Consider the following 19,899-nt stretch of genomic DNA (forward strand, 5'->3'; position numbering starts at 1 on the left):
GGACGCGCATTTTACGCTATCCTTTGGTAAAGTCAAGCAGCCTAAATAATTTATTTTGCTTTGTTTACCGTTCAGGTTTGTCGTTGCCGATGTCCCCTGAAGAGAGCGCGCATTCTACAGATCCCAATTTTATCGTCAATGACTTTTTGCTATTTTTATGTGGTTTATTTGGCTTTGAGCAGGAAACAGGCACTAAACGCCTATTTTTGCTACTATTTCAACACTTTCAGCGCTATTTACTATGGAGATAAGCTATGAATTTATATAAAGGTAAGGCCCCAGTCCTGGGGAAAGGCTGTTATGTGGAAGATAGCGCCGTGATCAAAGGGGATATTACGCTGGGTGATGATTCGAGTATCTGGCCCTTGGTTGCGGCAAGGGGTGATGTTAACTTTATCCGCATTGGTGCGCGAACCAATATTCAGGACGGCACGGTATTGCATGTTACCCGGAAATCTAACCATAACCCGGACGGCTATCCTTTGTTAATTGGCGATGACGTAACGGTAGGTCATAAGTGTATGCTGCATGGTTGCATACTTGGCAACAGGATATTGGTGGGTATGGGCGCTATTGTCATGGATGGTGCCATCATAGAAGATGATGTCTTTCTCGGTGCCGGCGCTTTGGTTCCGCCGGGAAAAAAATTGGAGTCAGGACATTTGTATGTAGGCAGCCCGGTTACCCAGTCCAGACCTTTACGGCAAGAAGAAATAGACTTTCTCAGGCAATCAGCACTAAATTATGTAGAGCTCAAAGATGACTACCTGTCCCAGTCATAATTCAATTAAACAGGTGCTGACGCAAAGCTTCACGCACAGCCTGGGTTTCGGGCATAACACCTCGCCATAAGTAGAAACTTTGCGCCGCCTGTTCCACCAGCATTCCCAGTCCATCAAGTTGTCGTGCCGCGCCGCTTTTTTTTGCCCACAAATTAAAAGACGTCATGCCCTTACCATATACCATGTCATAGCAAACACTGTCATTGTTAATGAGAGATTGCGGAATCTGCGGTCTGTCTCCGGACAACCCCGAAGACGAGGCATTAATGATCAGAGCATAGTTGTCAGCGGGGATCTGCTCCAGTCCTCCACCGGATACGTTGCCATAATCCGCGAATTGCCTGGCCAATTCTTGTGCTTTTGTAGCTGTACGATTGGCGATATGCAGGGAGTCTGGCTGCTGTTCCAGTATCGGCAAAATAGCGCCTCTCGCCGCACCGCCGGCTCCCAGCAAGAGTATAGACTTTTGCCTGAGACTGATATTGTGAAAGGCTAAGTCCCTGACCAGACCCACGCCGTCAGTGTTATCCCCCCTTATCCGCCCCCGGTCGTAAAGCAAGGTATTGACGGACCCAGCAAGCTGAGCTGCATTCGATAACTCATCAGCCAGCTCATAGGCCTGCTGTTTAAAAGGAAGGGTGATGTTGGCCCCTCGCCCCGATTGTCCGAAGAACTGCTGTACCTTCTCTTTGAAACCCTTTAAAGGTGTTAAGATCGCCTCATAATGCAGCAATTGCCCTGTTTGCTGTGCAAACATGGTATGGATAAAAGGCGATTTGCTGTGTGCAATAGGATTACCAAAAACGGCGTATTGATCCATGAAGTTTACCAAGCTTAACGACTGGCTGGGCAGATTAAACCAGAAGTCAGCAAAATCCAAACCGGCCAGCTTATATGAAATGATTGGCGGGGAAGAAACCACACTGAATTTATGTCAGCGCTTTTATGACATTATGGAGCAGGATCCCAAGGCAGCCCAACTCAGGGCAATCCATTCAGAAGATCTGCGCACCACCCGGAAAAAGTTCTTCGAGTTTATGACGGGCTGGTTGGGAGGTCCTTCACTGTATGAAAAGAAGTATGGACACCCTCAACTTCGGGCAAGGCATCTGCATGTCAAAGTGGACGAGTCGATGATCAGCCAATGGTTGTACTGCATGAATCGTGCACTAGAGGAATCGGTTACAGACGATCAGCTAAGACAGGTTATCTGGAATAATCTGGTCCCTCTGGCCAGGCATATGAAAAATCAATGATTCCAGCCGTAAAAGAAAGTCAAACTCACAAAGTAAAAGAGATAAGGGTGTTCTAGAGCCAGTCTCTCGGCTTTAGGAAGTGCTGATAGAGCTGATCTTCGCGGCTCCCGGGCATCGGCTTATAATCATAGGCCCATCTGGCCAGGGGCGGCATAGACATCAGAATGGATTCAGTGCGACCACCGGTTTGTAAACCAAAAAGTGTGCCTCTGTCATAGACCAGATTAAACTCAACATAGCGACCACGGCGGTAAAGCTGAAACTGACGCTCCTGCTCCCCAAAAGCCTGACTTTTACGCGCCTCTACAATCGGCACATAGGCATCCAGAAAACCATTGCCTACCGCCTGCATATACGCAAAGGAAGTGTCGAACCCCCATTCATTCAAATCATCGAAGAACAAGCCACCGACACCACGGGTTTCTTTTCTGTGCTTAATATAAAAGTAATCATCACACCATTTTTTATACTTAGGATAAACCTCTTCACCAAAGGGCAAACAGAGATCCCGGGCCACTTCATGCCAGTGCTGAACATCTTCTAAATAAGGATAAAAAGGCGTCAAATCGAAGCCTCCGCCAAACCACCAAACTGGCTTCTCTCCCGGCTTCTCGGCAACAAAAAATCGCACGTTCGCATGCGACGTTGGCACATAGGGATTGTTGGGATGGATCACCAGAGACACACCCATCGCCTGAAAACTTCGGCCTTGCAATTCAGGTCTTGCAGCTGTAGCAGAAGGGGGTAGTGAATCACCATAAACATGGGAAAAATTAACCCCCCCCTGCTCAATCACCTGGCCACCAGCCATTACACGGGTACGGCCTCCACCGCCTTCCTCTCGTTGCCAGTTGTCTTCGACAAAATTACCTTTTCCATCCACCAGTTCCAGGGTCTGGCAGATGCTGTTTTGTAAACCCAGTAAAAACTGTTTGACCGAATCCAGATTAACTTCAGACATACGACTCTACTTTCCCGGCCTGATGATCTTGCCAGTCAGACCATGACGAATTTCAGAAGGCTTTAAACTTCCTCCCAGCTCTCCCGGCACCAATAGCACCTTATCGGCAAAGGTATGCACAATCTCGCTCGCTTCGGTAACCGGTCGCTGACCTGTGAGATTCGCACTGGTAGAGACCAGCGGCTTATCAAACAACTCGCACAGCTGGGCTACCACCGGATGCGCCGAAACCCGCACGGCGATCATATCATTGCCACCGGTTATCCAGTCAGGCGCACTATCCGATTTCGGCAATAACCAGGTAACCGGGCCCGGCCAACTTGAAATAATACCGGTACGCCTGTCCAGTGGAATAGCGGAATCTTTCACATAAGGCAAAAGCTGCGAATAGGTTTTTGCAACCAGAATCAACCCTCTTTCCAGCGGCCGCTGTTTTAATGCCAGCAGGCTCATCACCGCGTACTGGTTATCCGGATCACAGCCCAGACCAAACACTGCTTCCGTGGGGTAAGCGAGCAGTTTGCCTTCCGAAAAGGCTTGTCTGGTCTCTTCGTGCCAGTGGATATGTGATTCATTCATCTGCGATGCCATTTGATAACAATCCCGGGATTATACAGCCTTAAAGTTCCAGTTTCAGACCAATCACTCAGAGGATAAGATCTTATACTGGCATCGGCGCTGAGGGCACTGAAGATATTCTCCATGAGCCCCATTCTTTTTTAACATCAGCGGCCATTCACATTCAGGACAAGCCTCCAATACCGGCGCATCATTCAGCAAATACTTACAGGAAGGGAAACGATCACAGGCAAAAAACCGTTTACCGAAACGGTTTGTACGCTCCTGCAGTTGCCCCTTGTTACAGGAGGGACAGCCAATGGCCGTTTCCGCTTTTTGATTTATTTTTTCGATATGGTGGCATTGAGGAAAATGAGTACAGCCAATAAATAATCCATAACGACCCTTTTTCACCGCCAGACTGGAGCCACACTGTGGACAAGCGGAATCCTCGATGACCTTAAGCTCATGATACTGATACTCATGCAATGGCTTACTGAATTCACATTGCGGATAACCGCTACAGCCGAGAAACGGACCACTGCGGCCGGACCGTATCTGGAGTCTGGCGTCACATTTGGGACAATTGCCGTAGGCATGCTCAAGCGCATGCTCATCGGCTTTAAACAAGGAATGATCGATCTTAGACATCTAAGAATTATGTCATAGGTATATTGCAATGGCCCGCTTAATATCCGGGCGCCACTGCCTTTCCTTCCGGGTCAGTGCAACAACCCTTCAGGCTCTTCAAACAACAACTCTTCCATCTGCGCATAGGCATTTTCCTTGCCTGGCACATTGAACAGTACCATCAGCACGACCCATTTCAGATCTTCCAGACAAAATTCTGACGTATCGATCTCCATGACCCGATCTAAAACCATTTCCCGGGTACAGGCATCCAGTACATTAATCTGCTCCAGGAACATCAGAAATCCTCTGCACTCCACATCCAGGCGCATCTCCTCCTGGGCTGTATATATGCGGGTCAGGACTGATGTTGATGCGTTAGCCAGATAGGGATGGATATCTGACTCCTGCAATGCCGCCAACTTTTCTAGCCAGGAAAGCGCTTTGTAGATCTCATCATGATGAAAACCGGCACGTACAAGCTCGTCAGTCAACTCGTCCTGGTCAACACGAATTTCCGTTTCACTATGAATAAAGTTTTCGAACAGATACATGAGGATGTCAAACATACTATTTTCCCCTCAATTTTATGTAACCACCAGGGGCGGTGATTACCAGACCGCGCAATTCGTATTCTAATAATTCTGACAACACTGCCTTGAGTGGCAGGCCGCTGCGCTGTGTGATCACATCAACAGGCGTGATCTCGTAATCAACACTATCTAACAATCTGTCCCTTGCCAAGACATTGTCACTATTTTTTTCGGCATCATTATCACTTACTTTACCCCCCAGGCTAACAACATTTTGATATTCCTCAATAATATCTTCAGCGCTCTCTACCAGCCTGGCGCCTTGCTTAATCAAATAATGACAGCCTTTGGACAGCGGGTTGTAAACACTACCGGGAACGGCAAAAACATCCCGGTCCTGCTCCAGCGCATATCGGGCAGTGATCAGCGAGCCACTCCTGATAGCGGCTTCTATCACCACGGTACCCAGACTCAGGCCACTGATAATACGGTTACGCCGGGGAAAGTGATCAGCACAGGCCCTTTGCCATGGCGCGAACTCGGACAACAGGCAACCCTGGCTTTGTACGATTTGATCTGCTAACTGCAGGTGACGTTTAGGATAAATCTGTTCGAGACCCGAGCCCAGTACGGCAATAGTTTTTCCGCCTTGCTGAACAACCCCTTTATGAGCCCAGCCATCGATTCCCAACGCCATACCACTGGTAATAACGAAGCCAGCCTGACTGAGCTGAGAAGCCAGCTCAAAAGCTAACTGGCGCCCTTGCAAAGTCGGATTACGGCTGCCGACAATGGCAACTTGCGGCGCATTCAGACAATGACGATTACCCTGACCATAGAGGAGCAGCGGCGGACGGGACAATTCTCTTAACTGTTGCGGATAATCGGCACTGTCATAGCCAAGCAGAAAGTACTTAGAAGAGCGAGCTTCCCAGGCAAAATTTCTGTCCAGCCAGTCCTGATTCGGATGCCTGAGAATTCCAATCTGATCTTTGCTTAAACCGATGCTGGTGAGTTGAGCATCGGTTAAATCAAATAAACCCGGCAGATTACCTTCAGTCTTTTGTTCAAGCGCTGCCAGGGTGGCCGCTCCAAACCTCGGTAGCTGTTCGAGAGTCATCCACCTGGCTAATTTTAACTTCACATCCTGTGACATATCGCTGTCCTCTGTCAGACTGCCAGCCCCTCAGGGTCTGGCAATAATATCTCCCCTTCGAACGATATCGGAGCTGTCTAAGATCAATGCGTAACTTGTGCGCGCAAACGTCTTGAATACCACCAACTCCCCGGTTTTGATGGCGGGTAGCTGCGGACCTTCCTCACTGTCAAAGATTTCCGGAAGCCAACTCTTGTCAACATTGTCACGACTATCGCCCTGCACAACCGGGCCACGTTTGTAAATACCCATGACGGTGCCAGGAGCAACGTGTTGTTGACCCAGATCGATTACAATCACATCGAGGCGTCCCATAAGATCATGCTCCTGCAGGTTCCCCAGAATGTGCCCTCGCTGGTTTTCAGCAGAACGAAGCTGAATATCCTCAGGCTCAGGCATAATAGATACGGGGGCCAGTCGATCTCCAGTGCGGGTCTCCATTCGCGACTTGTCCAGTTTCAACAGGCTATATTGCTGATTCTGGGTGGGTATCAATGTGGCGCTGGCCAGGTTACGTATCTGAACGCCGATCTTATTATCCTGCATATCATAGATAGAGCGCTCCTGGCGTAACACCAGCATTTCATCTGAGACAATGCCCTTCTCGCCCACCACCACATCTTCAGTCGCATATCTGACCGTATCATCATAATCAATGAGAACTTTTGGCAAGGCGTTAAACTCTTCTTCAGTCAGCACCACTGCGTTTTTTACAAAAGGCGCAATGACCGACCAGGGCAATACCGGCACAGGAGTATTACTCTTGTTAACCAACCGCCCCTCAGGGCTCAGTTTCTTTTGTGGTTTGTCTGTGGTCTCACGTGACAACACCAGTTCAGCTTCACCGTCTTCATTTATAACAAGCCGCAACTCATCGCCCGGAAATATCAGATGTGGATTGGTGATATGGCTATTGGTACGCCACAGTTCAGGCCACAGCCAGGGTTGAGTGAGATACATGGCGGAAATATCCCAAAGGGTATCGCCTTTCTTTACCCTGTATACTTCAGGTGCATCCGGCCTGATAACCACAGCCATACACCAGACTGGTAAGAACAAAAGTGTGACCAGCCATTTAGATAGATTAAACCGCATATTTCCCCCGGCAGCTTGCTTAATAAGATTCCGACCACACTGAATATCCTGGCGGCAAGTGAGTCATTAACAATATAGCCTTCTCTGTCGCATTTAAGCTGAAGTTTCATCACTGTTACATGCAATAGATCCGCACTATTATTTTTTGACCTCATTTGAGCTAGAATAGCGGGTATTCTCAGGTATTAAATAGTCTTTTAGCTAGTTTCGTATGTTAATTGATATTTAACGCCTTCAATTTCATGAATTTAAGTGTAGCTGATTACGCCATGGCCAAATTAGAAGTTCTGCGCTTCCCCGATGAGCGCTTACGCACTGTTGCTAAACCGGTAGCAGTGGTTGATGACAAAATACGTACTCTGATCGCGGATATGTTTGAAACAATGCGTGAAGAAAATGGCATAGGCCTTGCCGCCACTCAGGTTAATACGCATCTGCGTGTCGTCGTTATGGATGTTTCAGAGGACCAGAGTAACCCACTGGTATTTATCAATCCGCAGATCACGGAAAAAGATGGCTCTACAATCAGCGAAGAGGGCTGTCTCTCAGTGCCGAACAATTATGCCAAGGTTGAGCGTGCAGAAAATATCAAAGTGACGGCGCTGGATATCAACGGAGAATCGTTCAGTATGGAGGCCGATGGTCTGCTGGCCATTTGTATCCAACACGAGTTGGATCATCTGCGTGGTGTGCTCTTTGTTGATTACCTTTCGCCCCTGAAACGCCAGCGCATACGCAAAAAGCTGGAAAAGGAAGCCCGCCAGTTGACCCGAGCCTGAGGCCCACCATTGAAAAAACCTTATAATATTGTTTTTGCCGGTACACCGGATTTCGCCGCCAAGCATCTACAGGCTTTGATAGAATCACACCACCACGTGGTCGCCGTTTATACTCAGCCCGATCGCCCCGCTGGCCGGGGTAAGAAACTTCAGGCCAGTGCCGTCAAGCAATTGGCCCAATGTCATAGCCTGCCGGTTTACCAGCCCGCATCGTTGCGTACAGAGGAAGCACAACAACAAATCCATGAGCTCAATGCAGACATTATGATTGTTGTCGCCTACGGCCTGATATTACCTCAGGCGATTCTGGACATACCCGCCCTGGGTTGCCTGAATGTCCATGGCTCTTTACTACCCCGATGGCGCGGTGCGGCGCCAATTCAGCGTGCTCTGTGGGCGGGTGACAGTCAAACCGGAGTAACCATCATGCAAATGGATAAAGGGTTAGACACCGGCGATGTCCTGCAAAAACAATCTGTCGATATCACCCCAACTGACACCAGTGCCACTTTGTATGAGAAGCTTGCAGCAGTGGGTCCTGACGCTCTGCTGGACACGCTGGCATCCCTGTCAGAAATCACAGCGGTACCACAAGACAGTCAACAGGCAAGCTATGCTCAGAAGCTTACCAAGGAAGAGGCCCGTATAGACTGGCAGACCGATGCCGCACAACTGGAGCGTAATATCAGAGCCTTTAACCCCTGGCCGGTGTCTTATTTTGAGCTTGAAGGAAATCCCATTAAGGTCTGGAAAGCCAGTGTCAGTAACGATCAGGGCCAGCCAGGTGAGATTCTTAGTGCTGATAAACAGGGGGTTCTGGTAGCCACAGGCACCGGTGCTTTGCGCCTTGAGACAATTCAGCTTTCCGGTAAAAAGGCCATGTCAGCAGCGGAGGTACTTAATGCCCGTCGGGAGCTGTTTGCTCCGGGAATCATTCTGCCATGAGTGCAAGTAAACTCAGAGCCGATGGGGCTATTGCGCTGTTTAATGTCCTGGAGCAAGGTCAATCTCTGCGTCAGAGCTTCACGCAGTTGCAAGCCCAGCATACTGAAAGAGATCGCGCCTGGCTGCAGGAAATGGTTTATGGCGTATTGCGTAACCTGCCTCAACTTCAGTGCTGGCTGCGACTGTTACTGCAAAAACCACTTAAGAAAAAACAGAAAATAGCTGAGCATTTATTACTGTTAGGAATATACCAGTTAGCCTTCACCCGGGTGTCTGCCCATGCCGCAGTATCAGAAACTGTAGGAGCTTGTGACAAGCTCAAATGTAACGGTCTAAAAGGATTGGTCAATGCCTGCCTGAGAAACTTTATTCGCCAGGACATGGCAAGCCGGCGCTCAGAAGATATCCAGATCGCCTCAGGCATGCCCAAATGGCTTTATCGACACCTTAGCCAGATCTACCCGCAGAATTTAGAGAAAATACTGGCAGCAACAAATGAGCGGCCCCCCATCTGGCTTCGCGTTAATCAGCAACAGATCAGTACAGATGAGTTCTGTGAGGCACTGACAGAACAGCAAATTCAGTTCGAATCCAATATTGCGGACGCTCCCTATGCCGTTATTTTACGCAAAGGGTATGATCTGACGACCTTGCCTGGCTACCAGCAAGGCTGGTTTTCCGCTCAGGACGGTGCGGCGCAAATGGCCGCTGGTTTGCTATGCGCAGAACCTTCAGACAGAGTGCTGGATGCCTGCGCTGCTCCTGGTGGAAAAACCTGCCATATTCTGGAAATGCAGCCTCAGTTAGGTGAATGTATAGCGCTGGATCTTGACTCCCAGCGTCTGCAGAAGGTAGCTGAGAATCTTCAGCGCCTGAAACTCAAAGCCACACTTTTGCAAGGTGATGCAGCACAACCCGAGAGCTGGTGGGACGGCAGAGAGTTTGATCGTATATTGCTGGATGCACCCTGTTCGGCAACGGGAGTGATCCGCCGGCATCCGGATATCCGGTGGCTGCGAAAAGACAGCGATATACCACAATTAGTTAAGACCCAGCGGCAGATACTTGAGGCGCTGTGGCCATTGTTAAGAACCGGCGGTACGTTTTTATATGCCACCTGCTCGATACTTGAGCAGGAAAACCGTCTGCAGATACAAAACTTTTTAAGCAATCTTGAAGATGCAAAGCTATTACCTGTCACTGCCGATGAGGGAACAGAACAGCCCGGAATGCAGATATTACCCGGGGACAGGGAAATGGATGGTTTCTATTATGCCAGGCTGATAAAGTGCTGATAATTAAGGAAACTTGCATTACTATTAACCCGATGTCGCAACGACAAATGACATCTCAGTTCATAACCATAAGAATCGTAACAATATGAAGATCATCATAGTGGGGGCCGGCCAGGTTGGCGGAACGCTTGCGGAAAATCTGGTTGGTGAAAAAAACGAAATCACCGTTATAGATTCTGACTATGATGTTCTCAGAAATCTGCAGGATCGTCTCGATTTGCAGGTAATATCCGGATACGGCTCGCATCCTGATGTTCTGAAAAAGGCTGGAGCCGAAGACGCTGACATGCTAATCGCTGTCACCAACAGTGACGAGTCTAACATGCTGGCCTGTCAGATTGCCCATACCCTGTTTAAAACCCCGACCAAGATCGCCCGCATCCGTTCCGGTCAGTATCTGGCATACCAGGAACAATTGTTCAAACATTCAGATATTCCGGTCAATCACATGATTGCACCTGAGCAGTTAGTCACACAATCGATCAAACGATTGATCGATTACCCCGGCGCATTACAGGTCGTCGAGTTTGCCGATGGCAAAGTCAGCCTGGTCGCAGTTAAGGCCTATTACGGCGGGCTGCTCGTAGGTCATGCCCTGTCTGCACTCAAAGAACATATGCCCAATGTTGAAACACGGGTGGCAGCTATTTACCGCAGAGGCAGACCAATACGTCCTTTGGGCACTACCGTGATTGAAGCTGATGATGAAGTGTTTTTTATCGCTGCCACTAAACATATCCGCGCAGTGATGAGTGAACTGCAAAAACTGGAGTCCAGCTATAAACGGATCATGATTGCCGGTGGAGGACTTATAGGTGCTGGCCTGGCAACGCAACTGGAAGAGAAACATAAAGTTAAACTGATTGAGTTTAATCAGGAAAGAGCAAAGTACCTTTCATCTAATCTGAAAAAAGCCACGGTTTTTTGTGGTGATGCTTCAGATCAGGAACTGCTCAATGAAGAACAGGTAGAGCAAACGGACGTTTTTATCGCCGTTACCAATGATGACGAAGCCAACATAATGTCAGCAATGCTCGCCAAGCGTATGGGCGCCAAGAAAACCATGGTACTGATTCAGCGCAGCGCTTATGTGGACCTGGTACAGGGCGGCGAGGTGGATATCGCCGTATCCCCTCAACAAGCCACTATTTCCGCACTACTAACCCACGTAAGGCGTGGAGACATAGTAAATGTTTACTCACTTAGAAGGGGCGCAGCAGAGGCTATTGAAGCCATTGCCCATGGTGACGAACATACGTCAAAAGTAGTAGGTAAAGCCATAAACGACATCAGGTTACCCCCCGGGACCACCATTGGTGCTGTGGTTCGTAAGGATGAAGTTATCATCGCCCATGGAGATACCGTTATTGAGGCAGATGATCATGTGATCCTGTTCCTGGTTGATAAAAAGTACATTGACCATGTGGAGAAGCTGTTTCAGCCCAGCGCCTTTTTCTTCGGCTAACAAACAAAGGGCTTTTCTGTCCTCTACATCTCAACTCTCGGTTTCCTGCTAAGTTGGGCTATACTGGCAGCACTTTCAAAATTGAATATAAGGGATTACCTCAATGTCGCGCACAATATCTTTGCTATTAACTGTATTACTGTTTTCATCATCGGCTCAGGCAGAAGGTTGGATGGATACACTAAAAGGCTGGTTTGGGATGGAAGCCCATGAGGCCTCACCTTCGGGATCCACCGAAGTACCAGACATCAATCAGTTAGTCGCCACACTGACCAGAAATTTGGATGTATCAACTGAACAGGCAGAAGGGGGACTCGGTGCACTGCTGGGTTATGTTGAGAAAAGCTTATCTTCATCTCAATTCGAACAGCTAAGCCAACTACTGCCGGGTGTAAAAGAAATGATATCTTCTGCGCCGGATGTCAGTAATCTGAAGAGTGCTGAGGGGCTTGACAGTCTTATCGACAGTATCAGCGAACACAATGATTTATTAAAATCGATCAACGAAGTGAAGAAACAGTTCAATACTCTGGGACTATCCACGGAGCAAATCGGACTGTATATACAGCAACTTCAACAATACCTGGATTCTGAGCAGGGGCAACAAATAAGGGTGTTGATCAACAAAGGGCTGGGGCAGTTAGGCTACAGTTGATATTTCTAATACAAAAAAGCCCTGACGATAATCGTCAGGGCTTTTTTAAGAATTGGTGCCCAGGAGAGGACTTGAACCTCCACGGGGTTTCCCCCACTAGCACCTGAAGCTAGCGTGTCTACCAATTCCACCACCTGGGCAAGAAGAGCGCGTACTTTAGTGATTAGGTGGTAAAAAGTCAACGGTCTCTGACATTTTTTTATGTCATTCGCTCAATTTGCAACCTTGCTTCTTGGAAAGTGCGGTGAAATCGTTTGTCTGATCCCATTTCCCCAGACAATCGCCTCGTTAAACAGCCCGTGCAACATCTTCTGGCTAAGCTCAAGTTGTCCCGACAACTTAATTAACGCCAACCAATTAGCACTCTCAAAAGCTTTTGCCAGACCAAGATAGTTTTTAAGCCTGCCGTCACTGCCACACAAAGCGGAACGGATTTCATCATCTATAGGCAACTTCCCAACCAATGACCCCATATCCTGGTCCAGTAGTGCATCTAACAAAGAGAATAATCCAACCAGAAAGCCTTTCGGCGGGTTATCTTTATCTTTTTTAGCGATACTCACCAGCTCACAGAATTTTGCTCTCACCAGCGAAAGATGCAGTAATTCGACAGGTTTATCTTCGCCCATGTTCGCCAGAGCAAGAATAGAAATAAATTTCTTCAGTTCCAACTCACCCAGATAGTTCAATGCATGGCGCAATGAGGATATTTTGTAGCGCTTATTAATAGTTGGATTATTGATAAACCGGAGCAGCATATAAGACAACCCCACATCCCGCTCAAAAATGGCATTGACGCGCTCAAAGCTGAATTCACTGTTGGAACTTTCCTGCAATAATTCAAGCAGCGCCAATTTTGACGTGGGAAGGTTGCGTTGGCGTATCACTTCAGGCTTGGAGAAAAAGAACCCCTGAAAGTAATCAAACCCCATATCCCGGTAACAGTTAAAATCCTCATAGGTTTCAACTTTTTCAGCAACCAGTTTAACCTTGGCCTGCTGAAACTTGGGCAGATTGCGGGCAATCGTATCTATATCACTGCGCAGAGTATCGACTTTGATGATGTCCACATAAGGCAAAAACGCGTCCCACCTGGGATCGAAGTTATGATCATCCAGTGCCAGCTTATAACCCATGTCCTTAATCTGTTTGCAGGCTCCCACAAGGCTGCTGTCAGAGGGTACCGTATCAACAATTTCTACCACCACCGATTCGGGATCCAGCATGGTCGGAAAACCATTTATCAGTGTCTCTTTGTGGAAGTTTATAAAAGAGGTTTTATGACAGGCAATATCTTCTAAACCAAGCGTCAGGTGGCTGGCCGTAATAATTTTGGACGTCGCCTCATCAGGCTTTATATCCGGAAAACAGTTTTTACGACCATCCCTGAACAGCAATTCATACGCGTAGACATTTTTATCTGTGTCCAGTATCGGATGTCGGGCTACATAAGCAAACATGGGTCTGACCCTCAGACGAAATTATTATCTGAACTTCCGACGCGTCGCCGGATGTCCTGCATCGACTGTATCAGATGATGAACAGAAAACCAGCAGAATTAATACCAATTGAACTAACTTCGCCAGAAAGTTGGGGAAAACAAAACCAACAGAGAAAACACTTCCAGGCGGCCAAATAACATTGCCAGAACCAATAGCCATTTTCCAACCGATGTGACATCGGCAAAGTTGGCAGCAACAGCGCCCAGACCGGGGCCAAGGTTATTCAGACAGGCTGCAGTAGCGGTGAAAGCCGTCAGGTTATCCATACCTGTTGCCACCATGGCAATCATAATAATGATAAAAATCAGTGCATAAGCAGAGAAAAAGCCCCACACAGCTTCCACAACCCGGTCCGGTAAAGCCCTGTTTCCCAGCTTCACTGAATAAACGGCCTTGGGATGTACCAATCTATCAACTTCCCGCTTTCCCTGCAGGAACAACAGTATCACCCGGACCACTTTCAGGCCCCCACCCGTGGAACTTGCACAACCACCTATAAAGCTGGCAAAGATTAGCATAATAGGGAGGAACACCGGCCAGTCTGCAAAGCTATCAGCAGCGAAACCTGCGGTAGTACTGATCGAAACGGCATGAAAGAGTGCCTGATCGAAGGCGGTTTCAACGTCCGCATACCATTGATGTGCGGTAAGAACAGCAAAACAGACTAGTACCAATACCAGCTGAATGGCAAAAAACGCCCTGAGCTCAGGATCACGCCAGTACGCCTTGATGCTGCGGTTGTTGACAGCATGAAAGTGCAAGGCGAAGTTCAGTGCCGATATCCACAGAAACACAACACAAATGGCGTTGATCAGTGAACTGTCAAAATGGCCAATGCTGGCATCGTAATTTGAAAACCCGCCGATGGCTACAGTTGAGAATGCATGACAAATGGCGTCAAACCAGCTCATTCCCGCCAACCAGTATGCGAACATGCAAGCAAGCGTCAACACCAGGTAGATGTACCACAGATGCTTGGCCGTATCGGCGATTCTTGGTGTCATCTTTGAGTCTTTGACCGGGCCGGGAATTTCGGCCCGATATAACTGCATGCCGCCTACTCCCAGAATAGGGAGTATTGCCACAGCCAACACGATAATCCCCATACCGCCCAGCCATTGCAATTGTTGACGATAAAACTGAACTGCCCTGGGGAGATAATCAATGCCATCAATAACTGTAGCGCCTGTAGTGGTAAGGCCGGAAAAAGCTTCAAAAAAAGAATCGGTAACAGATAATTCAGGCTGCTCAAGAAAAATAAAAGGTAGTGAGGCAAAACTCGCCAGCACAGTCCAGAACAACGCAACAATAAGAAAGCCTTCTTTGGCGCGGAGCTCTGAACGATGACGTCGATTTGGATACCAGGATAAAAGACCGGTTATCAGACAAAGAAAAAAAGCGAGCAAAAAGGGCAACCCGCCACCGTCACCATAAATGACGGACACCAGAGCAGGAGGCAGCATTGTTACACTGAACAGTGCCACCAGCAGGCCGAGAATTCGGATGATTGTGCGATACTGCATTTAGTTGTTATCTGTCGCTTTATTAGTAGTACTCCAGATATCCAGCAGTGACAGCAACTGCGCGAGATCCCCCGCAACAGCTGTAGCGACTCTGGGTATACTGGAAAATTTATCCGCCATTTCGTTATCGTACAGCACCATCACAGACTTTCCCCTGACGATGGCTTGTGCAACCGCCACAAGATTTGAACGGTGATCCGAATCTTCACTAAAACGCACAATAATCAGCTCAGCCCTACTCAGCAGAGCATCGTTCAGAGCTTCAACACGGCGAGCTCCAGCCATTGCACTCCCGGCTTCCATAGCAATTGAGTCAGACTCAACCTGTTTGTAGGAACACCTGAAACTAATGGCCAGCCGCGCTTTCCGGGCCTGGGACTGCAACTCCTGTTGCCAGCAGGAGTGATTGTCTCCTGCCAAGTATACGCGCTTGTACATTCAATAACCGAGGCTAATGGGATATCTAATTATTGACTGTATGGCCTCAGATCAAAAGGGGTAAATTATAAAAAACCAATAATTACCAGTATTTAGCTTAAAGGATTTGAGCGGAGCCTGATTTTGAGACAACGACTAAGCTGATTCATGCAATACCGGGTTATTGACAGTTCATTCGCCAATTGTTCGCTACGCCATACCTAATACCTTATCCACCAGTTTATTAATGCCTTTGGCCGCTTCGCCAATATTCTGAGCCAGCATATAAGCCGGGCTCGTCACCAGTTTATGATCCGTATCTTCGACCACATCCGTCACGGCACAATTAATGTGTTCAGCCCCCATGTCTGTAATCGCCTTCGCTGTTTCAGCATCATTGCCGATGGTCAGTTTTACATCACGACCATAAATGCGTGCCAACATCGCCGGTGCGATACACAGGTAACCGGCAGGTTTACCTTTCTCAGCGAATGCTTTACACACTCTTTCTACCTGAGGTTGTACGGTACAGTCGGAGCCCTTAAGTGCAAAGTCACTGAGGTTTTTCGCCGCACCAAAGCCGCCCGGCAGGAGGAGTGCGTCAAAATCTTTCACATCAAGATCTTCGAGTTTATTTATTTCTCCCCGGGCAATACGAGCCGCCTCAACCAGAACATTGCGGCGCTCCCCTTCCATCTCCTCTCCGGTCAGATGATTAATCACATGGTACTGCTGCATATCTGGAGCAAAACATTGGTATTTGGCACCGTGCGTATCAAGAGCCAGCAAGGTGAGTACAGACTCATAGATCTCAGCTCCATCGAATACACCACAACCACTTAAAACAACCGCTACATTTTTCATCATTACGCTCCAGTCCAGAAGAATTCTTACTTATGCCCTTTACTCGGAACCTTCATAGCCAATAATTCTAAGCCTTGGGCAATCAGCGCTTTTCAAATAACAAGGTTGTGTTAGAGTAACGTCTCGTTTTGCCCGAGGTCAAAGATCTTTGCAAAGCGTTATCCACAAAGGAAAATAAAAATTATAAACGGTCCCGCTGTTATCCGTTAGTTATCAAAACCGCTATATATAAGCATTTCAAACACTTCACTGTATTCTTCGTGAGGTGGGTCTTGTCGTGGGAAAAAAGATAATTAACAGGGTTATCCACAGGACAACAAGGCTGTGCATAACCCTGCGATAATCCGTCACCCTGTCGACACCAAATGGAATAGATTACCGGCTCCTTTGTAAAGGGAGTGAGTCAGTTATTTATTCCATTTGGTATTATGGCATCCTACTCATTATTTCCGGCAAAAAGCGAAACACTATGGCTAAACTTCCTGATAACCCTCTCATTCTGGTAGATGGCTCGTCCTATCTGTTCCGGGCTTTCCATGCCATGCCTAATCTGACTAATGAAAAAGGCGAGCATACCGGTGCAATATACGGTGTTATCAACATGCTCAGAAGTATGATCAAGCAAATTAGCCCTACCCACATTGCCGTCGTATTCGATGCTAAAGGTAAAACCTTCCGGGATGATATCTACGACCAGTACAAGGCAAACCGACCGCCTATGCCTGATGACTTGCGTGAGCAAATTGCGCCTCTGCACAACATCATTCAGGCCATGGGCCTGCCGATCATTGTTGAAGATGGCGTAGAGGCTGACGACGTTATTGGCACCTTATCCTGCCAGGCCAGCGCTGCTGGCATTGCCACACTGATTAGCACCGGCGACAAAGACATGGCCCAACTGGTTGATAATAATGTCACCCTTATCAATACCATGACGAATACGTTACTCGACCCCGAGGGTGTTGTTGAGAAATTTGGTGTTCCACCAGAGCTGATTATTGACTTTCTCGCACTCAAAGGTGACAGCTCGGATAATATTCCGGGAGTACCCGGAGTGGGTGATAAAAGTGCCTTAGCCATGCTACAAAACCTGGGTGGCCTGGATAAGATATTCACTGACCTGGACAAGATTGCCACCTTAAATTTCCGTGGTGCAAAGACCATGGCAGAGAAAATGCGGACCCATGAAGAACAAGCCCGTCTCTCCTATCAACTGGCGACCATTAAAACCGATGTTTCATTGAACGTTGCGCCAAAGGATTTGGTTCCCTCAGAGCCTGATACCGGGCAACTTGCAGAATTGTACAGCCGTTATAACTTCAAACGCTGGCTGGAAGAGATTGAGCAAGGCGACACCACGGCACCTGAAAAAACTGAGCAACATAATATCAGTCACAAAAACTATGAAACCATTCTCAGTAAAGAGGCGTTAAAGGTCTGGATAGATAAATTGGATCAAGCCCCATTGATAGCACTGGATACCGAGACCACCAGCCTCAACTATATGGAGGCAGAGCTGGTAGGTTTTTCCTTTGCAGTATCCCCCGGTGAGGCGGCTTACCTGCCTGTAGGCCATGATTATGCCGATGCCCCACAACAGTTAGAGCGCGACTGGGTATTAGAACAACTGAAACCGTGGCTGGAAAACTCCCAACGCCTCAAAGTGGGTCAGCATCTAAAGTACGATAAGAATGTACTGGCTAACTATGGCATCCAGTTAAATGGCGTTGCCTTTGATACTATGCTTGAGTCCTACGTATACAACAGCGTAGCCGGCCGTCATGACATGGACAGTCTGGCCAGCCGCTATCTGGATTTTCAGACAATAAAGTTTGAAGACATTGCCGGAAAAGGTGCCAAACAACTGACCTTTAACCAAATCGCCCTTGAGCAAGCCGCACCATACGCGGCCGAAGATGCAGATATCACCTACCGTTTACACCAGGAAATCTGGCCAAAGATCGAGCAAGAAGCGGGTCTGAAGCATGTGCTTACTGAAATAGAGGTGCCACTGATCCCCGTATTATCAAAAATGGAATTTACCGGTGTACTCATAGACAGCCAACAATTGCGCGAACAGAGTCAGCACATCGCCAGCCGAATTCTGGAACTGGAAAAAGACGTTTATGAACTGGCTGGCGAAGAATTTAATCTTGGTTCAACCAAGCAGTTGCAAAAAATTCTGTTCGACAAGATGCAGTTACCCGTGGTCAAGAAAACGCCAAAGGGGGCACCGTCCACATCAGAAGATGTGCTGCAGACACTGGCAATGGATTACCCTTTACCAAAGCTGCTTATGGAATATCGGGGATTGAGCAAACTTAAAAACACTTACACCGACAAACTGCCGAAAATGATCAATCACCGCACAGGGCGAGTACACACCTCTTATCATCAGGCTGTGGCTGCCACGGGCAGATTGTCTTCCACCGATCCGAACCTGCAGAATATTCCAATCCGCACTGAACAAGGCCGAAAAGTCAGGAAAGCATTTGTCGCACCCGAAGGCTGCAAGATTGTGGCCGCTGATTACTCTCAGATAGAGTTGCGAATCATGGCTCATTTATCGGGAGACAAAGGATTACTGGATGCCTTTGCCAACGGCCTCGATATTCACAAAGCAACTGCAGCAGAGGTCTTTGGTGTCAGTCTGAATATGGTAACCAGCGAACAGCGCCGCAATGCCAAGGCAATTAATTTTGGACTGATATATGGGATGTCAGCCTTTGGCCTGTCCCAACAACTGAATATCCCCCGGCATGAAGCACAGGAGTATATGGATCTGTACTTCGAACGTTACCCTGGCGTATTGACCTACATGCACGATACCAGAGAGCAGGCTAAGTCTCAGGGCTACGTTTCCACTGTTTTTGGGCGTAGGTTGTATTTACCTGAGATTAAATCCAGCAATGGAGCAAGACGAAAAGGCGCTGAACGTGCAGCAATCAACGCACCGATGCAGGGCACAGCAGCCGACATCATTAAGAAGGCCATGCTGGCAGTCGACCAGTGGATTACAGAAAATGCAGCCAGCGAAGTCAAAATGATCATGCAGGTGCATGATGAACTTATTTTTGAAATAAAAGAACATAATATCGAAGCGCATCGACAGCATATCACCGAACTGATGGAGAACGCCTCAAAGCTTGATGTGCCGCTACTTGTAGAAGCCGGAATTGGCGATAACTGGGATCAGGCACACTAAACTAAAACGACATAAATGTAATTTAATTACAAAAAAGCTTGCATTGAGACAAGATTGAACATAGTATTTCTTCCGTAGGGTACAGAGGTATGATGTTCTATCTTTCAAACCTTTGCTTTAACCCCGGTCTCTGGCCGGGGTTTTTTTATGTCCTGATGAATCCTTCAGGCCTGAATAGTTTGCGTATTTAAATTTCATAAAAGAAATTTACTTTCCCAGTGAACTTTTGCCTGAGGGCATACTCTGACTTTACGGTTTATGTGTGTCCCTGAGTGTGT

20 protein-coding genes and 1 tRNA gene are annotated in these 19,899 nt (G+C 47.8%); 9 read left to right on the forward strand and 12 right to left on the reverse strand.

Features of this window, described 5'->3' with window-relative positions; all coding sequences use genetic code 11:
• Together CDA54_RS19740 and CDA54_RS12755 are read left to right on the forward strand one after the other, a co-directional pair.
• The coding region (locus CDA54_RS19740) for a hypothetical protein (protein WP_218962407.1) at positions 1-251 on the forward strand (251 nt) is incomplete at its 5' end.
• A 3-nt stretch (positions 252-254) separates the two neighbouring features.
• Positions 255-782, forward strand: coding sequence for a gamma carbonic anhydrase family protein (locus tag CDA54_RS12755; protein WP_099035410.1), 528 nt, complete (start codon positions 255-257; stop codon positions 780-782).
• 1 nt (position 783) lies between these two features.
• On the opposite strand, the gene aroE is transcribed toward CDA54_RS12755, so the two are convergent.
• A complete protein-coding gene (gene aroE, locus CDA54_RS12760; protein WP_099035411.1) occupies positions 784-1,602 on the reverse strand; it encodes a shikimate dehydrogenase in 819 nt (272 codons plus the stop codon).
• On the opposite strand from aroE, the gene CDA54_RS12765 reads away from it, so the two are divergent.
• Entirely contained in the window at positions 1,601-2,038 is a 438-nt protein-coding gene (locus CDA54_RS12765) for a group II truncated hemoglobin (protein WP_099035412.1), read from the forward strand. The genes aroE and CDA54_RS12765 overlap by 2 nt on opposite strands.
• Positions 2,039-2,090: 52 nt before the next feature.
• On the opposite strand, the gene hemF is transcribed toward CDA54_RS12765, so the two are convergent.
• From hemF to CDA54_RS12795, 6 genes are all read right to left on the reverse strand, one after another.
• A complete protein-coding gene (gene hemF / locus CDA54_RS12770) occupies positions 2,091-2,999 on the reverse strand; it encodes an oxygen-dependent coproporphyrinogen oxidase (protein ID WP_099035413.1) in 909 nt (302 codons plus the stop codon).
• Between the two features lie 6 nt (positions 3,000-3,005).
• Positions 3,006-3,578, reverse strand: a complete 573-nt coding sequence (gene tsaC, locus CDA54_RS12775; RefSeq protein ID WP_099035541.1) for an L-threonylcarbamoyladenylate synthase type 1 TsaC — start codon at positions 3,576-3,578, stop codon at positions 3,006-3,008.
• Positions 3,579-3,641: 63 nt separating this feature from the next.
• The gene (locus CDA54_RS12780; RefSeq protein WP_099035414.1) at positions 3,642-4,208 is read right to left on the reverse strand and encodes a topoisomerase DNA-binding C4 zinc finger domain-containing protein; all 567 of its coding nucleotides are present in this window, start codon (positions 4,206-4,208) and stop codon (positions 3,642-3,644) included.
• 71 nt (positions 4,209-4,279) lie between these two features.
• The gene (locus tag CDA54_RS12785) at positions 4,280-4,756 is read right to left on the reverse strand and encodes a DUF494 family protein (RefSeq protein WP_099035415.1); all 477 of its coding nucleotides are present in this window, start codon (positions 4,754-4,756) and stop codon (positions 4,280-4,282) included.
• A 1-nt stretch (position 4,757) separates the two neighbouring features.
• The gene (gene dprA, locus CDA54_RS12790) at positions 4,758-5,876 is read right to left on the reverse strand and encodes a DNA-processing protein DprA (protein ID WP_099035416.1); all 1,119 of its coding nucleotides are present in this window, start codon (positions 5,874-5,876) and stop codon (positions 4,758-4,760) included.
• A gap of 30 nt (positions 5,877-5,906) precedes the next feature.
• Positions 5,907-6,971 carry a LysM peptidoglycan-binding domain-containing protein gene (locus tag CDA54_RS12795; RefSeq protein WP_099035417.1) on the reverse strand — a complete coding sequence of 355 codons (1,065 nt, stop codon included), beginning with the start codon at positions 6,969-6,971 and terminating at the stop codon, positions 5,907-5,909.
• A 269-nt stretch (positions 6,972-7,240) separates the two neighbouring features.
• Here CDA54_RS12795 and def point away from each other — a divergent pair, with 269 nt between their 5' ends.
• From def to CDA54_RS12820, 5 genes are all read left to right on the forward strand, one after another.
• On the forward strand, positions 7,241-7,750 hold the full coding sequence (gene def, locus CDA54_RS12800) for a peptide deformylase (protein WP_099035542.1): 510 nt from the start codon (positions 7,241-7,243) through the stop codon (positions 7,748-7,750).
• Between the two features lie 9 nt (positions 7,751-7,759).
• Positions 7,760-8,695, forward strand: coding sequence for a methionyl-tRNA formyltransferase (fmt, locus tag CDA54_RS12805; protein ID WP_099035418.1), 936 nt, complete (start codon positions 7,760-7,762; stop codon positions 8,693-8,695).
• Entirely contained in the window at positions 8,692-9,990 is a 1,299-nt protein-coding gene (rsmB, locus tag CDA54_RS12810) for a 16S rRNA (cytosine(967)-C(5))-methyltransferase RsmB (RefSeq protein ID WP_099035419.1), read from the forward strand. Before fmt ends, rsmB begins: the two co-directional genes overlap by 4 nt.
• Positions 9,991-10,075: 85 nt before the next feature.
• A complete protein-coding gene (gene trkA / locus CDA54_RS12815) occupies positions 10,076-11,455 on the forward strand; it encodes a Trk system potassium transporter TrkA (protein WP_099035420.1) in 1,380 nt (459 codons plus the stop codon).
• 103 nt (positions 11,456-11,558) lie between these two features.
• On the forward strand, positions 11,559-12,110 hold the full coding sequence (locus CDA54_RS12820) for a DUF2780 domain-containing protein (protein ID WP_099035421.1): 552 nt from the start codon (positions 11,559-11,561) through the stop codon (positions 12,108-12,110).
• Between the two features lie 53 nt (positions 12,111-12,163).
• Here CDA54_RS12820 and CDA54_RS12825 read toward each other — a convergent pair.
• From CDA54_RS12825 to elbB, 5 genes are all read right to left on the reverse strand, one after another.
• Positions 12,164-12,250: transfer RNA gene (locus CDA54_RS12825), tRNA-Leu, on the reverse strand.
• A gap of 72 nt (positions 12,251-12,322) precedes the next feature.
• Positions 12,323-13,570 carry an EAL and HDOD domain-containing protein gene (locus CDA54_RS12830; protein ID WP_099035422.1) on the reverse strand — a complete coding sequence of 416 codons (1,248 nt, stop codon included), beginning with the start codon at positions 13,568-13,570 and terminating at the stop codon, positions 12,323-12,325.
• A 113-nt stretch (positions 13,571-13,683) separates the two neighbouring features.
• Positions 13,684-15,135 (reverse strand): TrkH family potassium uptake protein, encoded by a 1,452-nt coding sequence (locus CDA54_RS12835; RefSeq protein WP_099035423.1) that lies wholly within the window; start codon positions 15,133-15,135, stop codon positions 13,684-13,686.
• Positions 15,136-15,573: a YtoQ family protein gene (locus tag CDA54_RS12840; RefSeq protein ID WP_143452293.1), complete on the reverse strand. Its 438-nt coding sequence runs from the start codon at positions 15,571-15,573 to the stop codon at positions 15,136-15,138.
• Between the two features lie 189 nt (positions 15,574-15,762).
• Entirely contained in the window at positions 15,763-16,416 is a 654-nt protein-coding gene (elbB, locus tag CDA54_RS12845) for an isoprenoid biosynthesis glyoxalase ElbB (protein ID WP_218962411.1), read from the reverse strand.
• Between the two features lie 469 nt (positions 16,417-16,885).
• Between elbB and polA the strand changes: the two genes are divergently transcribed.
• Entirely contained in the window at positions 16,886-19,621 is a 2,736-nt protein-coding gene (polA, locus tag CDA54_RS12850; RefSeq protein ID WP_099035426.1) for a DNA polymerase I, read from the forward strand.
• Positions 19,622-19,899 lie beyond the last annotated feature (278 nt).

It is taken from the genome of Lacimicrobium alkaliphilum (genome assembly GCF_002591895.1).
In the GTDB taxonomy this organism is placed as follows: domain Bacteria; phylum Pseudomonadota; class Gammaproteobacteria; order Enterobacterales; family Alteromonadaceae; genus Lacimicrobium; species Lacimicrobium alkaliphilum.

Excerpts from the sequence above, each read along its gene's own strand:
- CDA54_RS12755 (WP_099035410.1), top strand. The coding sequence starts at position 255 with ATGAATTTATATAAAGGTAAGGCCCCAGTCCTGGGGAAAGGCTGTTAT.
- CDA54_RS12765 (WP_099035412.1), top strand. The coding sequence starts at position 1,601 with ATGAAGTTTACCAAGCTTAACGACTGGCTGGGCAGATTAAACCAGAAG.
- aroE (WP_099035411.1), bottom strand. The coding sequence starts at position 1,602 with ATGGATCAATACGCCGTTTTTGGTAATCCTATTGCACACAGCAAATCG.
- hemF (WP_099035413.1), bottom strand. The coding sequence starts at position 2,999 with ATGTCTGAAGTTAATCTGGATTCGGTCAAACAGTTTTTACTGGGTTTA.
- tsaC (WP_099035541.1), bottom strand. The coding sequence starts at position 3,578 with ATGAATGAATCACATATCCACTGGCACGAAGAGACCAGACAAGCCTTT.
- CDA54_RS12780 (WP_099035414.1), bottom strand. The coding sequence starts at position 4,208 with ATGTCTAAGATCGATCATTCCTTGTTTAAAGCCGATGAGCATGCGCTT.
- CDA54_RS12785 (WP_099035415.1), bottom strand. The coding sequence starts at position 4,756 with ATGTTTGACATCCTCATGTATCTGTTCGAAAACTTTATTCATAGTGAA.
- dprA (WP_099035416.1), bottom strand. The coding sequence starts at position 5,876 with ATGTCACAGGATGTGAAGTTAAAATTAGCCAGGTGGATGACTCTCGAA.
- CDA54_RS12795 (WP_099035417.1), bottom strand. The coding sequence starts at position 6,971 with ATGCGGTTTAATCTATCTAAATGGCTGGTCACACTTTTGTTCTTACCA.
- def (WP_099035542.1), top strand. The coding sequence starts at position 7,241 with ATGGCCAAATTAGAAGTTCTGCGCTTCCCCGATGAGCGCTTACGCACT.
- rsmB (WP_099035419.1), top strand. The coding sequence starts at position 8,692 with ATGAGTGCAAGTAAACTCAGAGCCGATGGGGCTATTGCGCTGTTTAAT.
- trkA (WP_099035420.1), top strand. The coding sequence starts at position 10,076 with ATGAAGATCATCATAGTGGGGGCCGGCCAGGTTGGCGGAACGCTTGCG.
- CDA54_RS12820 (WP_099035421.1), top strand. The coding sequence starts at position 11,559 with ATGTCGCGCACAATATCTTTGCTATTAACTGTATTACTGTTTTCATCA.
- CDA54_RS12830 (WP_099035422.1), bottom strand. The coding sequence starts at position 13,570 with ATGTTTGCTTATGTAGCCCGACATCCGATACTGGACACAGATAAAAAT.
- CDA54_RS12835 (WP_099035423.1), bottom strand. The coding sequence starts at position 15,135 with ATGCAGTATCGCACAATCATCCGAATTCTCGGCCTGCTGGTGGCACTG.
- CDA54_RS12840 (WP_143452293.1), bottom strand. The coding sequence starts at position 15,573 with ATGTACAAGCGCGTATACTTGGCAGGAGACAATCACTCCTGCTGGCAA.
- elbB (WP_218962411.1), bottom strand. The coding sequence starts at position 16,416 with ATGAAAAATGTAGCGGTTGTTTTAAGTGGTTGTGGTGTATTCGATGGA.
- polA (WP_099035426.1), top strand. The coding sequence starts at position 16,886 with ATGGCTAAACTTCCTGATAACCCTCTCATTCTGGTAGATGGCTCGTCC.